This is a genomic window from Arthrobacter sp. 1088 (assembly GCF_031455315.1).
GTDB lineage: Bacteria > Actinomycetota > Actinomycetes > Actinomycetales > Micrococcaceae > Arthrobacter.
The window spans coordinates 431,473-448,787 of the sequence record NZ_JAVDSM010000001.1 but is presented as its reverse complement, the minus strand read 5'-3'; the positions used below and the strand labels follow the sequence as shown (position 1 = coordinate 448,787).

Annotated in this window: 14 protein-coding genes and 2 tRNA genes; 4 read left to right on the top strand and 12 right to left on the bottom strand. The window is 62.3% G+C overall.

The features are described 5' to 3' along the window. From J2Y41_RS01995 to J2Y41_RS01985, 3 genes are read left to right on the top strand one after another with little or no spacing between them, the layout of a single operon-like run. Positions 1 to 909, top strand: a complete 909-nt coding sequence (locus J2Y41_RS01995) for an ABC transporter ATP-binding protein (protein ID WP_224165026.1) — start codon at positions 1 to 3, stop codon at positions 907 to 909. Then, the gene (locus J2Y41_RS01990) at positions 909 to 1,853 is read left to right on the top strand and encodes an ABC transporter permease (protein ID WP_309925729.1); all 945 of its coding nucleotides are present in this window, start codon (positions 909 to 911) and stop codon (positions 1,851 to 1,853) included. Before J2Y41_RS01995 ends, J2Y41_RS01990 begins: the two co-directional genes overlap by 1 nt. A gap of 52 nt (positions 1,854 to 1,905) precedes the next feature. Next, the gene (locus J2Y41_RS01985) at positions 1,906 to 2,838 is read left to right on the top strand and encodes a TauD/TfdA family dioxygenase (protein ID WP_224088380.1); all 933 of its coding nucleotides are present in this window, start codon (positions 1,906 to 1,908) and stop codon (positions 2,836 to 2,838) included. A gap of 102 nt (positions 2,839 to 2,940) precedes the next feature. Here the strand turns inward: J2Y41_RS01985 and J2Y41_RS01980 are convergent, their stop codons facing one another. The 5 genes from J2Y41_RS01980 to J2Y41_RS01960 form a co-directional block, all read right to left on the bottom strand. After that, the gene (locus tag J2Y41_RS01980; protein ID WP_309925726.1) at positions 2,941 to 3,900 is read right to left on the bottom strand and encodes an aldo/keto reductase; all 960 of its coding nucleotides are present in this window, start codon (positions 3,898 to 3,900) and stop codon (positions 2,941 to 2,943) included. Between the two features lie 31 nt (positions 3,901 to 3,931). Next, the gene (locus J2Y41_RS01975) at positions 3,932 to 5,686 is read right to left on the bottom strand and encodes an alpha-amylase family glycosyl hydrolase (RefSeq protein WP_309925724.1); all 1,755 of its coding nucleotides are present in this window, start codon (positions 5,684 to 5,686) and stop codon (positions 3,932 to 3,934) included. Between the two features lie 76 nt (positions 5,687 to 5,762). Next, a complete protein-coding gene (locus tag J2Y41_RS01970; protein ID WP_309925722.1) occupies positions 5,763 to 6,674 on the bottom strand; it encodes a carbohydrate ABC transporter permease in 912 nt (303 codons plus the stop codon). Beyond that, positions 6,674 to 7,588 carry a sugar ABC transporter permease gene (locus J2Y41_RS01965; RefSeq protein WP_309925720.1) on the bottom strand — a complete coding sequence of 305 codons (915 nt, stop codon included), beginning with the start codon at positions 7,586 to 7,588 and terminating at the stop codon, positions 6,674 to 6,676. Before J2Y41_RS01965 ends, J2Y41_RS01970 begins: the two co-directional genes overlap by 1 nt. 24 nt (positions 7,589 to 7,612) lie before the next feature. Next, a complete protein-coding gene (locus J2Y41_RS01960; protein ID WP_224165032.1) occupies positions 7,613 to 8,887 on the bottom strand; it encodes an extracellular solute-binding protein in 1,275 nt (424 codons plus the stop codon). Positions 8,888 to 9,122: 235 nt separating this feature from the next. Here J2Y41_RS01960 and J2Y41_RS01955 point away from each other — a divergent pair, with 235 nt between their 5' ends. Next, entirely contained in the window at positions 9,123 to 10,346 is a 1,224-nt protein-coding gene (locus J2Y41_RS01955) for an ROK family protein (protein ID WP_309925717.1), read from the top strand. Positions 10,347 to 10,386: 40 nt separating this feature from the next. On the opposite strand, the gene J2Y41_RS01950 is transcribed toward J2Y41_RS01955, so the two are convergent. The 7 genes from J2Y41_RS01950 to J2Y41_RS01920 all read right to left on the bottom strand — a co-directional run bounded on the left by J2Y41_RS01950 (position 10,387) and on the right by J2Y41_RS01920 (position 17,288). Beyond that, positions 10,387 to 11,958, bottom strand: a complete 1,572-nt coding sequence (locus tag J2Y41_RS01950) for a Na+/H+ antiporter (RefSeq protein WP_224165034.1) — start codon at positions 11,956 to 11,958, stop codon at positions 10,387 to 10,389. A 114-nt stretch (positions 11,959 to 12,072) separates the two neighbouring features. Beyond that, positions 12,073 to 12,729, bottom strand: coding sequence for an SDR family oxidoreductase (locus J2Y41_RS01945; RefSeq protein WP_309925713.1), 657 nt, complete (start codon positions 12,727 to 12,729; stop codon positions 12,073 to 12,075). 85 nt (positions 12,730 to 12,814) lie between these two features. Continuing rightward, a tRNA-Met gene (locus J2Y41_RS01940) sits at positions 12,815 to 12,888 on the bottom strand. A 61-nt stretch (positions 12,889 to 12,949) separates the two neighbouring features. Continuing rightward, positions 12,950 to 13,021 (bottom strand) — tRNA-Thr (locus J2Y41_RS01935). A 118-nt stretch (positions 13,022 to 13,139) separates the two neighbouring features. Further along, positions 13,140 to 13,745, bottom strand: coding sequence for a LysM domain-containing protein (locus J2Y41_RS01930; protein ID WP_309925709.1), 606 nt, complete (start codon positions 13,743 to 13,745; stop codon positions 13,140 to 13,142). A 263-nt stretch (positions 13,746 to 14,008) separates the two neighbouring features. Then, complete coding sequence (locus tag J2Y41_RS01925) at positions 14,009 to 16,180, bottom strand: DEAD/DEAH box helicase (protein ID WP_224165037.1); 2,172 nt, start codon at positions 16,178 to 16,180, stop codon at positions 14,009 to 14,011. Between the two features lie 451 nt (positions 16,181 to 16,631). Beyond that, positions 16,632 to 17,288 carry an MOSC domain-containing protein gene (locus J2Y41_RS01920; RefSeq protein ID WP_309925705.1) on the bottom strand — a complete coding sequence of 219 codons (657 nt, stop codon included), beginning with the start codon at positions 17,286 to 17,288 and terminating at the stop codon, positions 16,632 to 16,634. Positions 17,289 to 17,315: the final 27 nt, after the last annotated feature.

Here is a 17,315-nt window from a genome sequence, read left to right as displayed (position 1 = left end):
ATGACAGCCAAAATCAGCCTCCGCAATGTGACCAAGCAATTCACGGTCCGGGCTACGAAGTCCACTGCCGCAACGACGCTCACGGCCATCGATTCGCTGAGCCTGGACGTGCGCGACGGCGAGTTCCTCACCTTGGTAGGGCCAAGCGGTTCCGGCAAGACCACCCTGCTTGACTTGCTCGCGGGTCTCTCAACGCCCACGTCCGGGGAGGTTCTCGTTGACGGCAAGCCCGTGACGGGTCCCGGCAAGGACCGCGCCGTGGTGTTCCAGCAGTACGCACTGTTCCCTTGGCGGACAGCTTCGGCCAACGTGTCCATCGGCCTGGAAGGACCAGGGCCGGACGGCAGGAAATTGAACCGGCGCGAACGGGCAGCCAAGGCCAGGGAGTACTTGTCACTCGTCGGGCTGGCCGGGTTCGAGGACCGCTATCCCCATGAGCTCTCCGGGGGCATGAAGCAACGGGTCGCGATTGCCCGCAGCCTGGCTTACGAGCCCGACGTCCTGCTGATGGACGAGCCTTTCGCGGCATTGGACGCCCAAACCCGCGAGCAGTTGCAAGACGAACTGCTGCGCATCTGGAAGGCCACCGGCAAGACCATCGTGTTCATCACCCACGGCATTGACGAGGCCGTCTACCTCGGCGGGCGCGTGGCAGTTCTGAGCGCCCGTCCCGGCCGCCTGAAGGAAATTGTGGACATCAACATCCCCGATCGCGACGGGGAGGACGACATCCGCTCCCACCCGGCGTTCGTCGAGCACCGGCACGAGGTATGGACGCTCCTGCACGATGAGGTCCGTCGCGCGCAGGACGCCGGGCACCGGAAGATCCTCCCGGACGGCAGCGCACCGGATGAACCGTCAACCCTGACCAAAGAGGGAACCGCCACCAATGAAAGGACTGCGGCCTGATGAGCACCACATTGACGCAGACAGAAACCGCGGCGGCAGCGCGCAAGGCAAGCATCACCACCGAGCCGGGTAACGCCGTCGGACCTTCCGGTACTGCTGCCGCACCCGCCCGGGACGGTAACGCGCAACGTTCGACGCCGGTCCTCGCCACCGTGCGCAGGGTTACGGCAGCAGCCGGTTCAGGCGTGTGGAAGTCCGCCGGCATCCTGGCCTTCCTGGCGCTGTGGGAATTCGGCCCGACGTATCTGGCCAGCCCGTCCACCAGGGTATTCCTGCCACCGTTGCACGACGTGCTGTTGGCATGGGGCAAGCTCTTTGAAGCCGGCACCATCCAAGGCCACATCGCGGCCAGCCTCACCAGGTCAGTCACCGGTTTCGGCGCGGCCCTCGTTGCAGGTGTGTTGCTGGGACTACTGATCGCCTGGTACGGACGGCTCAACGCAGTCCTCAACCCCTTGCTGGAGCTCTTCCGCAATACGGCCGCCCTGGCCCTGCTGCCTGTGTTCACTCTGCTGCTGGGAATCGGCGAGGAATCCAAGATCAGCATCGTGGCTTACGCGGCCTTCTTCCCGGTGCTGCTGAACACGATCGCCGGAGTGAAAACCGTGGATCCGTTGCTCATACGGGCTGCGCGCTCGCTGGGACTGAACAGTTTCCGACTCTTCCAGAAAGTCATCCTGCCATCCGCCGTACCCACGATCTTCACTGGTATCCGCATGGCCGGCACTGCGTCAATCCTGGTGCTGATTGCCGCCGAAATGGTCGGCGCCAAGGCCGGACTTGGCTACTTGATCGTGAACGCGCAGAGCAGCTTCCTGATCCCTGATATGTACGCGGGCATCCTGACAGTCTCGCTGCTGGGCCTTGGCGTGAACTTCCTGCTGGTCGCCTTGGAACGCCACTTCTCCCGCTGGCGGACGGCAGTAGGCGCGGACGCCCCCTGAAAACCACCCCTGTGGCACCCGCCACAACCCATCACAAAGTAAGGAAAGAACAATGACCCTCATTACCGAAACCAAGCTTGAATTTGCCAAGCTGGGCTCCCGCATCGGCGCGGAAATCCGGGGACTCGATATCAGTGGAGACCTCAGCGAGGACACGATCGCCCAGATCCGGGGCGCGCTGAACGAGCACAAGGCCCTGGTATTCCGGGAGGCCAACATCCTCACAGACGAAGCCCAGGTGAAGTTCGCCAGCCATTTCGGACCGCTTACCAAGGCCCATCCCACGGTTGCGTCCGTGGAAGGTGAAGAAAACGTCTTGCCGGTGGACAGTGAGAACGGCTCCGCGAATAACTGGCACACGGACGTTACTTTCGTGGTCAATCCGCCGCAGGCCTCCACACTGCGGAGCATCGACCTGCCTGCCTATGGCGGGGAGACGCTCATCGCTTCCTCCGCTGGCGCCTACCAGGACCTGCCGGAGGAACTGCGCAACTTCGCGGACACCCTCTGGGCCATCCACACCAACGATTACGACTACTCCGTGCCCAAGAACCTTGAGCACCAGAATGCCGAGGAGCGCCGTAAGGAGTTCACCCGCCTGAAGTTCGAAACCGCCCACCCCGTGGTGCGGGTCCACCCGTTGACCGGCGAGCGCGGATTGTTCATTGGGGGCTTCGCGCAGCGGCTTCGGATCGTTGGCTTGTCCAACACAGAATCCCGGGACATCATCAGGCTGCTGCAGGCTTATGTGACGCGCCCGGAGAACGTGGTGCGGGTGAATTGGGAGCCCAACCAGGTTGTCTTGTTCGACAACCGGATCACCCAGCACTACGCCCCGGACAACTACGATGGGCAGCCGCGCAAGCTCAATCGCGTCACCATTGCCGGCGACATTCCCGTGAGCATCGACGGCAAGGCAAGCCAGGCCATCCAGGGTGATTCAAGCACCTACTCGGTGGTGGCCCCGGTCGCTCGCGTTTCGTAGGGGCCCGTATGTGTTGCTGTTGTAGCCCATCTGAGTCGCAGTTAAGCGCGTTTTGAGACGTCATAACGCGCACACCTGCGACTCAGTTGGGTAAAACGCGCGTTAGGGGATGTTGCTTCCCCGGGCCGCCACCCACAGGCCGTACCACTCCTCCCTGGACATGGCGGCAGCCACGGAGGCGGCATCAGAGCAGGCAGCGATCCGCCCGGGGTTGGTGGTTCCCAGCACGGGAGAGATCCGCGCCGGATGCCGCATCAGCCACCCCAGCAGTACCGATTCAGGCGTAGTGCCTTTCTCCCGCGCGAGCCGCTGAAGCATTTCAGCCGTAGCGGACTCGGCCGGCGACATTTCCCCGGACGGCGCCCCTGTGTAGCGCCCTTGAGCCAGGGAGCCGTAGGCCTGGAGCTCAATCCCCTTGGCCATGCATAGCTCCAGGGTCCCATGCGGAAAGTTGAAGCCCAGCCCGTCCGCATGGTTGACCAGTACGGTGCTTTCCAGCCAGTCCCGCCGCAGCAGGCTCATCTCCAGTTGGTTGGCGATGATGGGCATCTCAAGGGAGTCCTGCAGGAACTCGATCTGCGCGCCGGACATGTTGGACACACCCAGCTGCCGCACCTTGCCTTCCGTAACAAGCTGCCCGACGGCGTCCGCCACCTCGCGGGGATCCATCAAGGGATCCGGGCGGTGCAGGAGAAGGACGTCTACGTAATCCGTTTGAAGGCGCTTCAGGCTTTCATTGACCCGTTCAAGGATGGCTTCCCGGCTGAGGTCGTAGTGCGTGTCCAGCCCGCGCTCCCCCAGCCTGATCCCGCATTTGGTTTGCAGCAGGATCTTCCCGCGCAGGCCCTGCGAACGGGCGAGGACTTCCCCGAAGACGGCTTCGGACTTGCCGCTGCGGTAGATGTCAGCATGATCGAACAATTCAATGCCGATACCTTGTGCTGCCTCGATGACTGCGGCAGCCTGTTCAATCTCCGCGGCACCATAGGACGTTCCGTCCCAGGGACCGCCAAGACCCATGCAGCCGTAGATCAGGCGCCCGCGCCCGTTCGCATTATTCATCCATGTATTCAATCAGTTGGCTGCCCGGCGCTTACGCGTCGCGGACCACCCAGGCAGTGGTGTCGGCCGGGAGCAGGCCGCCTTCCAGCGGTCCGCTGCTCACGACGACGGTGCCCGCCGGAAGCGCGAAGGGCTCGCTTCCGAAGTTGGTTACCGTTTCCCAACCGCCCGGACGGCTAAAGTGCAGAACGTCCTGGTTTCCGGTCTCAACCCATTCGAGTTCCTCGTCGTTCTGCAGTTCCCTGCGCAGGCGCAGTGCTTTGCGGTAGAGCTCCAGCGTTGAGCCTTCACGTCCTTCCTGCTCGGACACCGCGTACTTGGCGAACCATTCCGGCTGCGGCAGGTGTGCCTTGCCTTCTCCGAAGCCAAAGGAGGGTCCTTCTGCGGTCCACGGCAGCGGAACGCGGCAACCATCGCGGCCGATCTCCACGCCTGGGTTGCGGTAGAAGGACGGGTCCTGCCGCTCGGAGTCCGGAATTTCGGTTACTTCCTGCAGGCCAAGCTCTTCGCCTTGGTAAAGGTAGGCGGAGCCGGGTAGCGCGAGGAGCAGCAGCGTGGCGGCGCGGGCACGACGCAAGCCCAGTTCGACGTCGAGCTCTTCCGCCGGCGCGCCGGCCAGCAGCCAGCCTTTGCCGTCCTGGCCCTTTGGCTTGCTGGCCGAGACATCCTGGGCGGCGTTGGTTCCCTTGGCAACTGAACCGCCCTTGGGCAGTCCATAGCGGGTGGCGTGCCGAACGACGTCGTGGTTGGAGAACACCCAGGTGGAGGACGCCCCGGTTTCCTTGGCCGCGATCAGGTTTTCCGTGATGATGGTCCGGAAGGAAGGCGCATCGAAGTCGGCCTGCAGGAGGTCGAAGTTGAAGGCTTGGCCCAGTCCCTCAGGGCTGGCATAGCGGGCGCGACGCGATTCGTGGACCCAGGCCTCTGCTACTGCAGTGCGCGGCGGGTTGTACTCGTTGAAGAGCTTTCGCCACTCCGCGTAGACCTCGTGGACTTCGTCGCGGTCCCAGAACGGGTGTGACCCGTCTACGAAGCCGTCCGTGCCGTGGGCCCGGGCCTCGAGGTCTGCCTTCATCGGCAACGGCTCGGAGAGATCCTTGGCCATGCCGTGTGCGACGTCGATGCGGAAGCCGTCCACGCCGCGGTCGGACCAGAACCGCAGGGTCTTCAGGAAGTCCTCGCGAACCTCGGAGTTGTCCCAATTGAAGTCGGGCTGCTCCTTGGCGAAGATGTGCATGTACCACTGTCCGGGAGTGCCATCGGGCTCGGTGATGCGTTCCCAGACCGGTCCGCCAAACACGGAGTCCCAATCCGAGGGCGGAAGCTCGCCGTTTTTCCCCTTGCCGTCACGGAAGATGTAGCGTTCCCGCGCTGCAGAACCCTTGGGCGATGCCAGGGCCTCCTTGAACCATTCATGGCGGTCCGAAGAGTGGTTGGGCACGATATCGGCCACCAGCTTGATGCCGGCGGCATGCAGTGCTGCGGCCATCTCATCGAAATCTTCAAGCGTCCCCAGCTTGGGGTCCACGTTGCGGTAGTCATCGACGTCGTAGCCACCATCCGCAAGCGCCGACGGGTAGAACGGGCTCAGCCAAACGGCGTCGATCCCCAGTTCCTTCAGGTACGGGACCTTGGCGGTGATGCCCTTGAGGTCACCGATGCCGTCGCCGTTGGAATCGGAGAAGCTGCGCGGGTAGATCTGGTAAACAGCCGCCTGGCGCCACCAGTTGGGATCAGCCATTCGCTCTGCGTCGGTACGGTGTGCCTGAGTGGCGGAAGTGCTCACGAAACTCCTTTGATTTAGAATCTAAATTTATATCCCGGACCAGTATGAAACGCTGGGCACGGAAGGTCAACATCCACTAGCCCTTAACGGCACCTTGTGTCACGCCAGCCATGACCCACCTCTGCGTGAAGAGGTACGCGACGATCGCGGGCGCCATCGCCATCAGGTAGGAGGCGAAAGACACGTGGTAGTTGTTGCTGAACTGCGTTTGAAACAGGTTTTGCCGTACCGGCAGGGTCTGCAGCGCCGGATCGGAAATGATCAACGACGGCATCATGAAGTCATTCCAGGCATAGAGGAAGGCGAAGATACCCACCGTGGCGCTCATCGGCGCCAACAGCGGGAAGATCAGCTTCCAGAATGTCTGCCATGTCGTAGCGCCATCGATCCGGGCACTCTCTTCCAGTTCCATGGGTATGGAACGCAGGAATGCGGTGAAGAGCAGCACGCTGAAGCTCAGTTGGAACATGGTGGCCAGGAGGATAACGCCGAACGGGTTGTCCAGCCCAAGACGACCGGTGAGCTGGATCTGCGGCAATGCAACCACCGGGAACGGAATGAACATCGCTCCGAGAAGATAGAAGAACGAGTACCTGAACAACCGGCGTTCCCAGTTGCGCACAATCGCATAGGAGGCGAATGCAGCAAGGACGATGGTGGCGAGGACAGTCCCTGCAGTCACCAGCAATGACATCGCGGCACCGACGGGAAAGTTCGTCAGGGTCCAGGCCTGGATGAAACCGTCGAGGCTGAAGGGGGCGGGAAATGAGAAGGCGTTGCCATCCACAGCCTGCCCCTGGGTCTTGAAGGCCATGGACACCGTGACATAGAGGGGAAGCAGCACGGTCACTGCGCACAGGACGAGCACCGTGGTTGCCGGCCAGTTGACCCGTTCGATCGCCGGAGCCGACCGCCGTCGGCTGGTTGGAGCGGTGATGGTTTCAACGTGGGAGGAGTCCTCGATTGCGAGGGTGGTTTGTTTGGTCATCAGAGTGCATTCCGTCCGCGAGTCAGCGAAAGCTGCAGGAGTGAGATAAGGATGGCGACCACGAAGAAGATCGTCGCATTGGCCATCTGGTAGGCGTAGTCGCCGCCATTGAAGCCGGCAATGACAGTCATCGCAATGCTCCGGGTGGAGGTCCCGGGGCCGCCGTTCGTCAGCCCGACGATGATGTCGTAAGCATTCAGGAAGCCCTTGAACCCGAGAATGATGTTGATGACCACGTAACCGGCCACCAACGGAAGGGTGATCTTCAGCAGCTGCTGGAATTTGCCCGCGCCGTCGATTTCCGCGGCCTCATAGACGTCTCCGGGCACTGCAACAAGTCCCGCAATGTAGATGAGCAGTGCGCCGGGTACCGCCTGCCATGCTGTGACAACCACAATCGCAATCCACGCGAGGTCCGGGTTTGCCAGGAGGCTGGTCTCCAACCAGGGGATCCCCGCCGCAGCTCCCGCGGCAGGCAAGGAGTTCGAGAACAGGAAATTGAACACGTAGGCGATGATGATGCCGGAAACCACCATCGGGATGACGAAAATGGTCCGCAGTGCCGACTTCATCCGGATGCGCGCGGTAAGGCCGACGGCAAGGAGGAAGGCGATCACGTTGACGGCGATCACTGTAACGATGGAGAAACCGAAGGTGAACAGGTAACTCTGCAGGATAGCGGGGTCGCTGAAGATCGCTATGTAGTTTGTCAGGCCGATGAACTCCCAATCACCAATTCCGATGGAGTCCGTGAAGCTGAAGAAGATACCGATGATGCCCGGAATCGTGATGGCTAGCGTGAACAGGATGAGGCTGGGTACCAGGAAAAAGTAGAAGATCGGTTCCACACGCCGCCTGCTGCGCTGCCCTTGGCGGCTCTGCCCGGATGTGGTTGAGGTGCTGATACTGGACATGATTCTGACTTCCTATGTTCTGCACTACTGGCGGAAGGCCAGGCGCGCCCAATCTGCGTCGAGTGTGCGGAGGGTGGATGCAGGGGACGCGCCGAACACGATTGCCTGCGTGTAGTTCATGATCGGTATGGTGCGCGGAACGAGTACCGAGGGGCCCTGGTAAACCTGCGATTTCTCGTAGTACTCCACCATTCCCTCGATCCGGGGATCCGGAACATTTGCAGAGTCCTTGGTGGGTGTGAAGCCCAACTGCGACTTGTTGTAGGCATCGATTACCTCTGGACGGTACAGGTACTCGAGGAAGGTGCGCGCAGCGTCCTTGTGCTTGGACGCCTCGGGAATCCAGGCCGCGAGGTCCACGTTGACCCGGACGCGCAGATCCTTGGGGTCCTCGGTCATCGGGAGGGGAAAGGTTCCGAGCTTGAGGTCCGGGGCGGTCTTGGCGATCTCGCTGAACGCCCAGGGCCCCTGCAGATACATAGCCGCCTTGCCCTGCGAGAAAGCAAGATTACCGTCACCGTAGGCGCGGCTTGCAGCATCCTTGTTGACGTAGTTCTTCGCTAGCGTCAGCATCTTCTCCACCGGCTGGTTGAAGTCCTTCTGGAATGACACCGGGGATTCCGGACCAACCTTCGTGCCCTCGGCAGCAAGCTTCCTGAAGAAGTCAATGGTGTCCACCTGCCCGCCTACGGAGTAGTCAAACCACCCCTGGGCGATCGTCCAGTCGTCCTTCCATGTGGCATAGAACGGCGTCACGCCAGCGGCTTTCAGCGCTTCACACGCCGCGATCATCTCGCTCCAGGTCTTCGGCACGGCGATGTTGTGCGCAGCGAAGATCTCCTTGTTGTAAATCACTGAGGACGCCATGACTGAGTAGGGCAGGGCACTGGTGCGCTCCGGATAGGAACCGTACTGGTCCATCAGCGGCTGGAGGTCTTCGCGGACGCGGGAGGCGGCCTGCGTGCCGGACAAGTCGCTCAACGCTCCGCGCTGGACGAAGCGGGACGTCTCCATGTTGTAGTTCGCAAGCGCGATGTCCGGTGGATTGCCGCGGACGAAACTCGCGGACACGACGTCGACGCCCGAGGTGTCCAGGACTACCTCGGTTTCGTTCTGGGAAGCGTTGTAGTCGGCAACCAGCTTGGTCATGAATCCGATTGCCTCCCGCTTGCTGAAGGTGAAGCGGATGGTCTCTTTGCCCGGTTCCCCGGTGCAGCCCGAGAGAAGGCCGGCCAGAAGAGCCAGACCCAGGCCCATCGCTGCCATGCGTTTCTTGCGCGTAGCTTTCACAGACTCCATAGTCCTTTCGTCTTGCGGACCCCCAGTGGCCGCTATGCCGTGGGGGGAGGTGGTCGTATTCGACCTCCACCGGAGTTTTGATAGGAGGTAAATTTATGACCTATCGCTAGTATTTAGTGAGGAGCGCCACATGGTCAAGCTTTGGGGGAAATACGTCGTCATCTAAATTTATGCACTAAATTTAGAGAGACCGCTCTATCACTCCGGTAGGCGGCTGAAAAGGTGGGAGCGCCGAATGCTGATCGGGATTGCGCCGTCAACACAGCTGGTTCGCAGGGTCAATGCCAGCGCGATGCTCAAGGCCATGCGTGGTGCCGGTGTGGTAACAGGCACAGAACTCATGGCTTCCACCGGACTCTCCCGCGCCACGGTCATTTCCATCTGCGACGAACTTGTCCGGCTCGGCTGGCTCCAGGAACTGGAAAACCAGCGGGGGGCCGGAGACTACATCAAGGGCAGGCCGGCACGCCGCTTTGTTTTCGACGACAACGCGGCCAGCGTGCTCGGAATCGACATCGGCGCCAATAAGATCACCGCCATAGTTGCCGACATGGCCGGAACACCTTTATCCCAGGTCACGATGCCCTTCCGCACGTACAACGTCTCTGCCAATGAGCGCGCAGATGTGCTGGACCGGATCGCAGCAGACGTCCTGAAAAAGGCCGGCGTACCTGCAGACTCGATCCTTGCAGTGTCTGTGGGAGTTGCTGCCCCGGTAAGCCGCGACGGCGAGGTCCTCACCGTCCAGGAATTCTGGAAATCCTTCGATGTCCGCGGGATTGTTGCAGAGCGGCATGGCTGGCAGGTACTCGTGGAAAACGACGCCAACCTCGCAGCCCTCGCGGAACGGTGGCAGGGCACCGCGCAGGGAGTCGACAACCTCGTGGTTATGCTGGCAGGCGACCGCCTGGGTTCCGGAATCCTCGAATCCGGCCGTTTGCTCCACGGGCAGCTTGGCGGCTTTGGGGAACTGGGATACCTGGACACCGTTGACGGCGTGGGCGACACGTACGGCATCGCCCACTACGCCGTGCTGTGGGGGCGGGAAGCGCTTGACGATACCCCGACCACGAAGCTGCGGGAACTTTGCGGGGATGATCCTGCAGCGTTAACAGCGGAGATGGTTTTCAAGGCAGCCGCGGAAGGCGACCACGCCGCCCGTCAGGCCCTGGACCGTGTGGCGCACCGCATGGCCCGTGTCATCGGCTCGATCAGTACCTTGGTCAACCCTGAGCTGGTGGTTATTGCGGGAGCCGTCGCAGCCTCTGCCCATGCACTGATCCCAGCCATTGAAAAGCAGTTGCCGGACTTCACCTTCACTCCCCCGCGGCTGGCAACCTCCACCCTCGGTGACCGCATTGTGTCCCTCGGCGCGATCCGCCACGCCCTGGACTACGTCGAGGAGCACGCGCTGGACCTCTCCCCCTCGTCATTGCCGAAGCGCGCGGACGCCTCCTGATCGTGTCCAGCGCCCGACTGCAACCCGGGCCTGCGCGGTGCTATTCCGGCATTGACATGGTGCGCAAATCCAGCTGCCTCAGGACACGATCTGCCACTTCAGGATCAGTCCCGGGTTCATTACGTGCCTCCACCACTTCCTGACGGGCGGCATCCAGCGCGATCGTCTGCACGGCAATGGCAAGTTCACGGCCCCGCTTGCGTTTCTCCGCCGCTGACTCGTTGCGCAACGTCCCATCCAGCAGCTCTGCGTGGAGCCGGCGCATCTTTTCCTTGACCAGTGCCACTTTGTCCGCCGGGAGTTCCTTCATGAGCTCATGGTCCTTCAGCGCCGAGACTGCTGCCGACTGCGCACGTTTGGCCAGAACGCGTGCCGCGTCCTTTTCATGGGAACCGTCCTCCGTGGCTTTCAGGACCCGCATCAGCCAGGGAAGTGTCAGGCCCGGCAGTACCAACGTGGCCAGAAGCACGGCGCAGGCGATGACGAGGATTTCGTGCCGTGCGGGAAAGTCACTTCCATCAGGCAGGGTCACGGGGAGCGCCAAAGCGAGGGCCAGGGTGGCCAGCCCACGCATTCCACACCATGTCAGGATGAGTACTTCCTTGGGCGAGGTCGGCTGCAGCAGATTCCGCCGCCGATGGGCCGTGAGCGCAAGCAGCCCGAGCCATAGGTAGCGGACAACGAACACCAGGATGCAAATCACCACGGCAACGCCGATCATCCCGAAAATCGCCGTCCCCTCGTCACGGATGACGTGACGGATCTCCAAGCCCACCAGGCCGAAGGCCAGTCCGGTGGCCAGCAGCTCAACCACGTCCCAGAAGGCTGTCCGCGTAATGCGCTCAGCAGCGTCCTGCGGCCGCGCGTGGCGTTGCAGCTCCAGGGCAGTCACGACGACGGCCACCACACCTGATGCGTGCAGCTCTTCCGCCAGGATGTACGCAGCGAACGGAACCACAAGCGTGACCGCGCTGCGTGCCACCATGGACGTCACAAGCTTGGTGATGAACTTGGTCAGCCAGCCCATGGCGATGCCAATGACCACTGCCAAGGCAGCACCCACCACAAACTGCAGGATGACATTGGGGCCCACTTCGCTACCGGACACCGTGGCAGCGACTGCTGCCTGGAAGATCACGATTGCGGCGGCGTCATTGAAAAGGCCCTCGCTCTGCAGAACAGTAATGAGCCGCCTGGGCATGTGAACGCGGCCAGCCACTGACTCCACGGCAACGGGATCCGGCGGCGCCACCATGGCTCCCAAAGCAATCGCTGCCGGGATCCCGATACCAGGAATCATGAGCCACGCAGCACCAGCCACCACCGCGGTGGAAACCACCACCAAGGCGACAGCCATGAGTAGCAGCGTCCGCCACCGGACGCGGAAAACGGCCCAGGAACTCTTCTGCGCAGTGGCAAAGAGCAACGGCGGGAGGAAGATCGGCAGGATCAGCTCCGGCGAAATCTCAAACTCAGGAAAGCCGGGAATGAACGTCAGCGCAACAGCCAGGAGCAGCATCAGGACCGGATAAGGAAGCCGAAGCCTGTCCCCCAGGCCGACGGCCAGCACCGTGGCAAGCAGCAATCCGATAATGAGTGCCAGCTGATCCATGTTCCCGCTTCCCCAGAAGTTGTACGAGCTTCCCGCAGGCCTGGCCCACGGAAGCTACCTACCAACCTATCCCGGGGTCCGTAGATCCCTTGCCACGTCAATCCGTGGACCACGTCAATCCGTGGTCAGGGCGTCCACCACGTCAACGGTTCCATCCTTGAAAGTGATGGTCCGGTGGATAGTGCCGGGAAGTTCCAGGACGGCAGCGGCCACCAAAGCAACGTTGGCACGGGACGTCCCGGTGCCGTTGCCAGGGTTGGCCGGGTTGACTTCGATCAGCCCGGACGCCGGCTCCTCGGTCAAGGTTCCCGGTCCCAGCACCGTCCAGTCCAGGCCGCTACTGCGCAGGTAGTCATCGGCCACTGCTTTGGACTCTGCATAAGGGAAGAAAGGGTGGTCCTTGGGAATGCCATGATCCTTGGCACTGCCGATGTAGGACACCATCACGTAACGCTTAACGCCGGCTTCCTTGGCTGCGTCCATGGATCGGATGGCGGCGTCCCGGTCCACGGCATAGGTCCTGGCCGGGTTACCCCCACCGGCCCCCGCCGACCAGACCACGGCATTGTGGCCCTCGAGCGCCTGGGCGAGTTCCGCCGTCGTCGAGTTTTCCACGTCCAGCACTTGCGCAGTGGCTCCCGTCTCCGTGACATCTGCCACATGATCGGGATTCCGAATGAACGACGTGACATCGTGACCTTCGCCACTAAGAATCCGGGATAGATGAAGGGCCACTTTGCCGTGGCCGCCAATGATTGCGATTCGGCTCATGCACCCATTCTGTCCCAGATGGAAAGGTGGCGCGGTCGGGCAAATGAAAAGACCCCGCAGATGATACCTGCGGGGTCTTGCTCTGTAGCGGTGGGGAGGCTCGATCTCCCGACCTCACGATTATGAGTCGTGCGCTCTAACCAACTGAGCTACACCGCCACGAATGAGAAAAACCTGTGTCAAGCCGGTCAAAACCGCCTTGACACAGGCCCTCATTCAGAGCCCCCCACCGGAATCGATCCGGTGACCTCGTTCTTACCAAGAACGCGCTCTACCACTGAGCTAGGGGGGCAACGAGTAAATACTCTACCGGACGTTTTCAGAAGCTACAAATCGGCGAAAATCCGGGGAAAAACGGCGCCGACACAATTTGCGCAGACGCCGTTTTCCTGATCCAGATACCGTCCAAATCAGGGCAGCCGGAGCACCTGTCCGGGGTAGATGAGATCCGGGTTGGGCACTGTGTCAGCATTCGTTGCGATCAGGGCTCCGAGGTCCACCCCGAACTGCGCAGCGATGCCGCTCATCGTATCGCCGGGCTCCACCACCACCTCCGTGACGCGCGGGGCGACTGGACCACGTTGTCCTGCCTCGGCAGCGGCCTCAGAGGCCGCCTGGCGGGCCACTGGCTGAACCTCAGGGGCTTCCGGCTCCAAGCCCGCCTGCTCGGCGATCCCAGCGCCTGCAGCGTTGGCCGCCGCCTGCTGTTCGGCGGCCTGGGCTGCGGCAGCTTCCGCGGCCGCCTTGCTCGAAGCAGAAGCATCGACGGCGGCAGCATCCTCTGCCGCCTGGTCCACAGCGGAGCGGTCCACAGCGGAGGGGTGGGCAGCGGAGCGGTCGGCAGCGGGTTGGTCGGCAGGATCAACGGAGGTGTCCGGCGCGGCGGCCGCACCCTGGTTCCTGTGATCCTTTTCACCGGCATCCACCACGCTGGCATCCGGGACACTGGCATCCGGGCTTGGGTGATGTTTCTCACCACGGCCCAGGTTCTTCTTCAAGTTGTCGAGCAATCCCATCGGAACCCTCCTACATTCAGCTTGCGACCCTCAGGCTCTTCGCAGCTACGCCACTCGTAGCACCTCGATCGTACGGCGGCACTCCGGCCGTTCCAAGGCTTCCAGGACCTCCGCAGAAATCCCGGTCTTGTTCGAAATACCCGTCGTTCAAGGCCCCGTATATCGAACAAGGCCCGGAATTGACGGGTTAAACGCCACAGGGGGCCGGCCCGAAAGCCGACCCCCTGACGGGAACTACTTAGTGTTTACCACTTGACCAGTGTTTACCATTTGCCCTTGCGGTTGAAGTCGCGGTGTCCGCCTTCGCCACCGCTGCGGGGCTTGCGGGCGCCGTCGCCGTGTCCGCCGAAGCGGGAGCCGCTGGCCTGGCCGCGGTCACGATCGCCGAAGCTGCCTGCAGTGCGCTCGGAGCGGTCGCTGTACGTGCGGCCGCCGCGGTCGGCAGAGGAACGCTCGCCACCTTCGGACTTGCGGAAGTCCTTCTTGAAGCCACCGCTGCCCTTGAAGTTGCCGCCACCACGGTTTTCGCGGTCGCCGTAGCCACCACGGCCACCGGCGCCACCACCGGCGTAGCTGCCACGGTCGCTGTTGGGCCTGCGTCCGTTGTCCAGCTCAAGGTGGATCAGTTCGCCACCAATGCGGGTGCGGGACAGTGCGCGCAACTGCTCGGGGCTGAGGTCTGCCGGGAGCTCCACCAGGGAGTGGTCCGAGCGGATGTCGATGCCACCGATTTGTGCGGAGGAGATGCCACCTTCGTTGGCAATGGCGCCCACGATGGAGCCCGGCATGACGCGCTGACGGCGTCCGACGGCGATCCGGTAGGTGGCGTTGCCCTCGGTGAGTGCACGGGTCGGGCCACGGGAGCCGAAGCCATCCTTGGAGCGCTCGCGCTTCTGGTACTCAGGAGCTGCAGGCAGTTCCTTGACCAGCAGCGGCTGTCCGCCCTGTGCCATGACGGCCAGTGCAGCGGCGATCTCCGAGGCCGGTACGTTGTGCTCTTCCTCGTAGGAGGAGATGAGGTCGCGGAATGCTGCAACATCCTCGGACTCGAGGGTCTCGGTGATGCGTTCAGCGAACTTGCCCAGGCGCAGCGTGTTCACGGTCTCGGCCGTGGGCAGGTGCATCTGCTCCACCGGTTGGCGCGTAGCCTTCTCAATGGAACGCAGCAGGTACTTCTCCCGCGGCGTCATGAACAGGATCGCGTCACCGGAACGGCCTGCACGGCCGGTACGGCCGATGCGGTGGACGTAGGACTCGGTGTCGTGGGGGATGTCGTAGTTGATGACGTGGCTGATGCGCTCAACGTCAAGGCCACGGGCTGCGACGTCGGTAGCAACCAGGATGTCGATGCGGCCTTCCTTCAGCGCGTCAACAGTGCGTTCGCGCTGCTGCTGCGGGATGTCGCCGTTGATGGCGGCAGCCTGGAAGCCACGGGCCTTCAGCTTGTCGGCGAGGTCCTCGGTTGCCATTTTGGTGCGCACGAAGGCGATGACGCCGTCGAAGTCTTCAACCTCGAGGATGCGGGTCAGGGCGTCCAGCTTGTGCGGGCCCATGACCTGGAGGTAACGCTGCTTGGTGTTGGCACCGGTGGTGGTCTTGGACTTCACCGAGATTTCAGCAGGGTTGTTCAGGTACTGCTTGGACATGCGGCGGATCTGGCCCGGCATGGTGGCAGAGAACAGTGCAACCTGGCGGGTTTCCGGAGTCTGCTGGAAGATCTGCTCCACGTCGTCGGCGAAGCCCATGCGCAGCATCTCGTCAGCTTCATCCAGCACCAGGTACTGGAGTTCGGAGAGGTCCAGGGAGCCCTTGGCAATGTGGTCGATCACACGGCCGGGGGTACCGACAACAACCTGTGCACCGCGGCGAAGGCCGGCCAGCTGGGGACCGTAAGCGGAACCACCGTAAACGGGAAGCACGGTGAAGTCGTCAATGTGCTTGGCGTAGGAAGTGAACGCTTCAGCAACCTGGAGGGCGAGTTCACGCGTCGGCGCCAGGACCAATGCCTGGGTCTTGCGGGACGGGCCGTTGAGGTCGTGCAGCTCCGCCAGGCGGGACAGAGCAGGGACAGCGAAGGCTGCAGTCTTGCCGGTACCGGTCTGGGCCAGGCCGACGACGTCGCGGCCTTCGAGGAGCAGCGGGATGGTGGCTGCCTGGATGGGGGACGGCTTTTCATACCCGACATCCTGCAGTGCGGCCAGAACGCGGCCATCGATGCCAAGATCGACGAAGCGGACGCCTTCTTCTTCCTCGTCTTCCACCTTGGGGGCAGAAGCTTCGGTGAAGGTGGGGGCTGCAGACTCGGGTGCAGCGTTCTCGACGGGGGCAGCGGCGGCGGCCGGTGCTTCTACTGCGGTGCCTTCAGCGGCGGTCTCTGCTACGTCAGCAGACTCAGCGTTGGGGGCGTCGAAGTTTTCGTTGAGATTTTCGGTCATAGGGGGAAATTCCTCATCCATAGGGCAGTCGGCGCGGCCCGGTTGGGCTTGGCCGCATTACTCGTCGCGAAGAGCCAGGCAAAGGTGCCCTGCTTTCGCAAGAAGTCCGGCGCTATCGCAATCCCATGGCAGGACTTCCCGCTGCATCTCTTGGCTGCTATCCCAGCAGTCTGTACAGCGTTTTCTTTAGCCGGCTCTCCCTATGAAAATGCCCGCACACATTTGCGGGCCCCAACACTTACCAGTCCTGCCTCAAGAATTGGGCAGGATAAAGGGATTTCCGGAGTGGGGGATATTTCAAGTGTAGGGCACAGAGTGCCATCACCGCGAGTTGAGTGCTGATGGAGACCAAGTGAGCTTGAGCACACCCGGACTCCTCGGCTACTCCATGCAGTCTCCATGAAGTCTCCAGGCAGCACCCCAACAGGCCCGGCAGCCCGTTCAAGAAGGCTTAGAACCCGTTTCGCCGAAGGACTTTCTCGAACTTCCCGTGGTATTCGTCCTGAAGCCGGATCTCCCCGTCCGCCTCGGCATCGAGCAGGGTTTGCACCATGTCCGGCGTGGGCTCGCTGAACCACTGGCCAACAGTAATGCCGTGCTTCGGTACGAACAGCTGGTGAATGTGGTCTCCCGCGGAGACCGTCCCCGTCTTGATCACACGCAGGTAGGTTCCAACCCGCCCGGCCTGCGTGAATCGCTTCACCCATTGCGGCTCGTCCAGCAAGCGCTGGAAGGTGGCGCACGGGACGCGCGGTGACGTTACCTCCACCTCCACCTCCAGCCCGATCTTCCAACGTTCACCAATGACGGCTCCCGTGGTCTCGATTCCCTCCACGCGCAGGTTCTCCCCGAAGACGCCGGCTGGAAGCTCACGATCCAGTGCGGCCGACCAGTAATCGGCATCCGCCTGGGAATAGGCATACAAGGCCTGGTCTTCACCGCCGTGATCGAACCTGTTGGCCTGGACGTCGCCGTGTACGCCGAGCTTGTGGATCTTCACGGGGCCTTCCACAGGACGCTTATCTATCGCCGTGACGCCAACGCTTCCTTCCGGGTCCGGCAACAACTGGTGGACACGGCAGACAGCGAGGAGGGATGCGGTGTTCATGGACAACAGTTTACGGACGGGGAACCG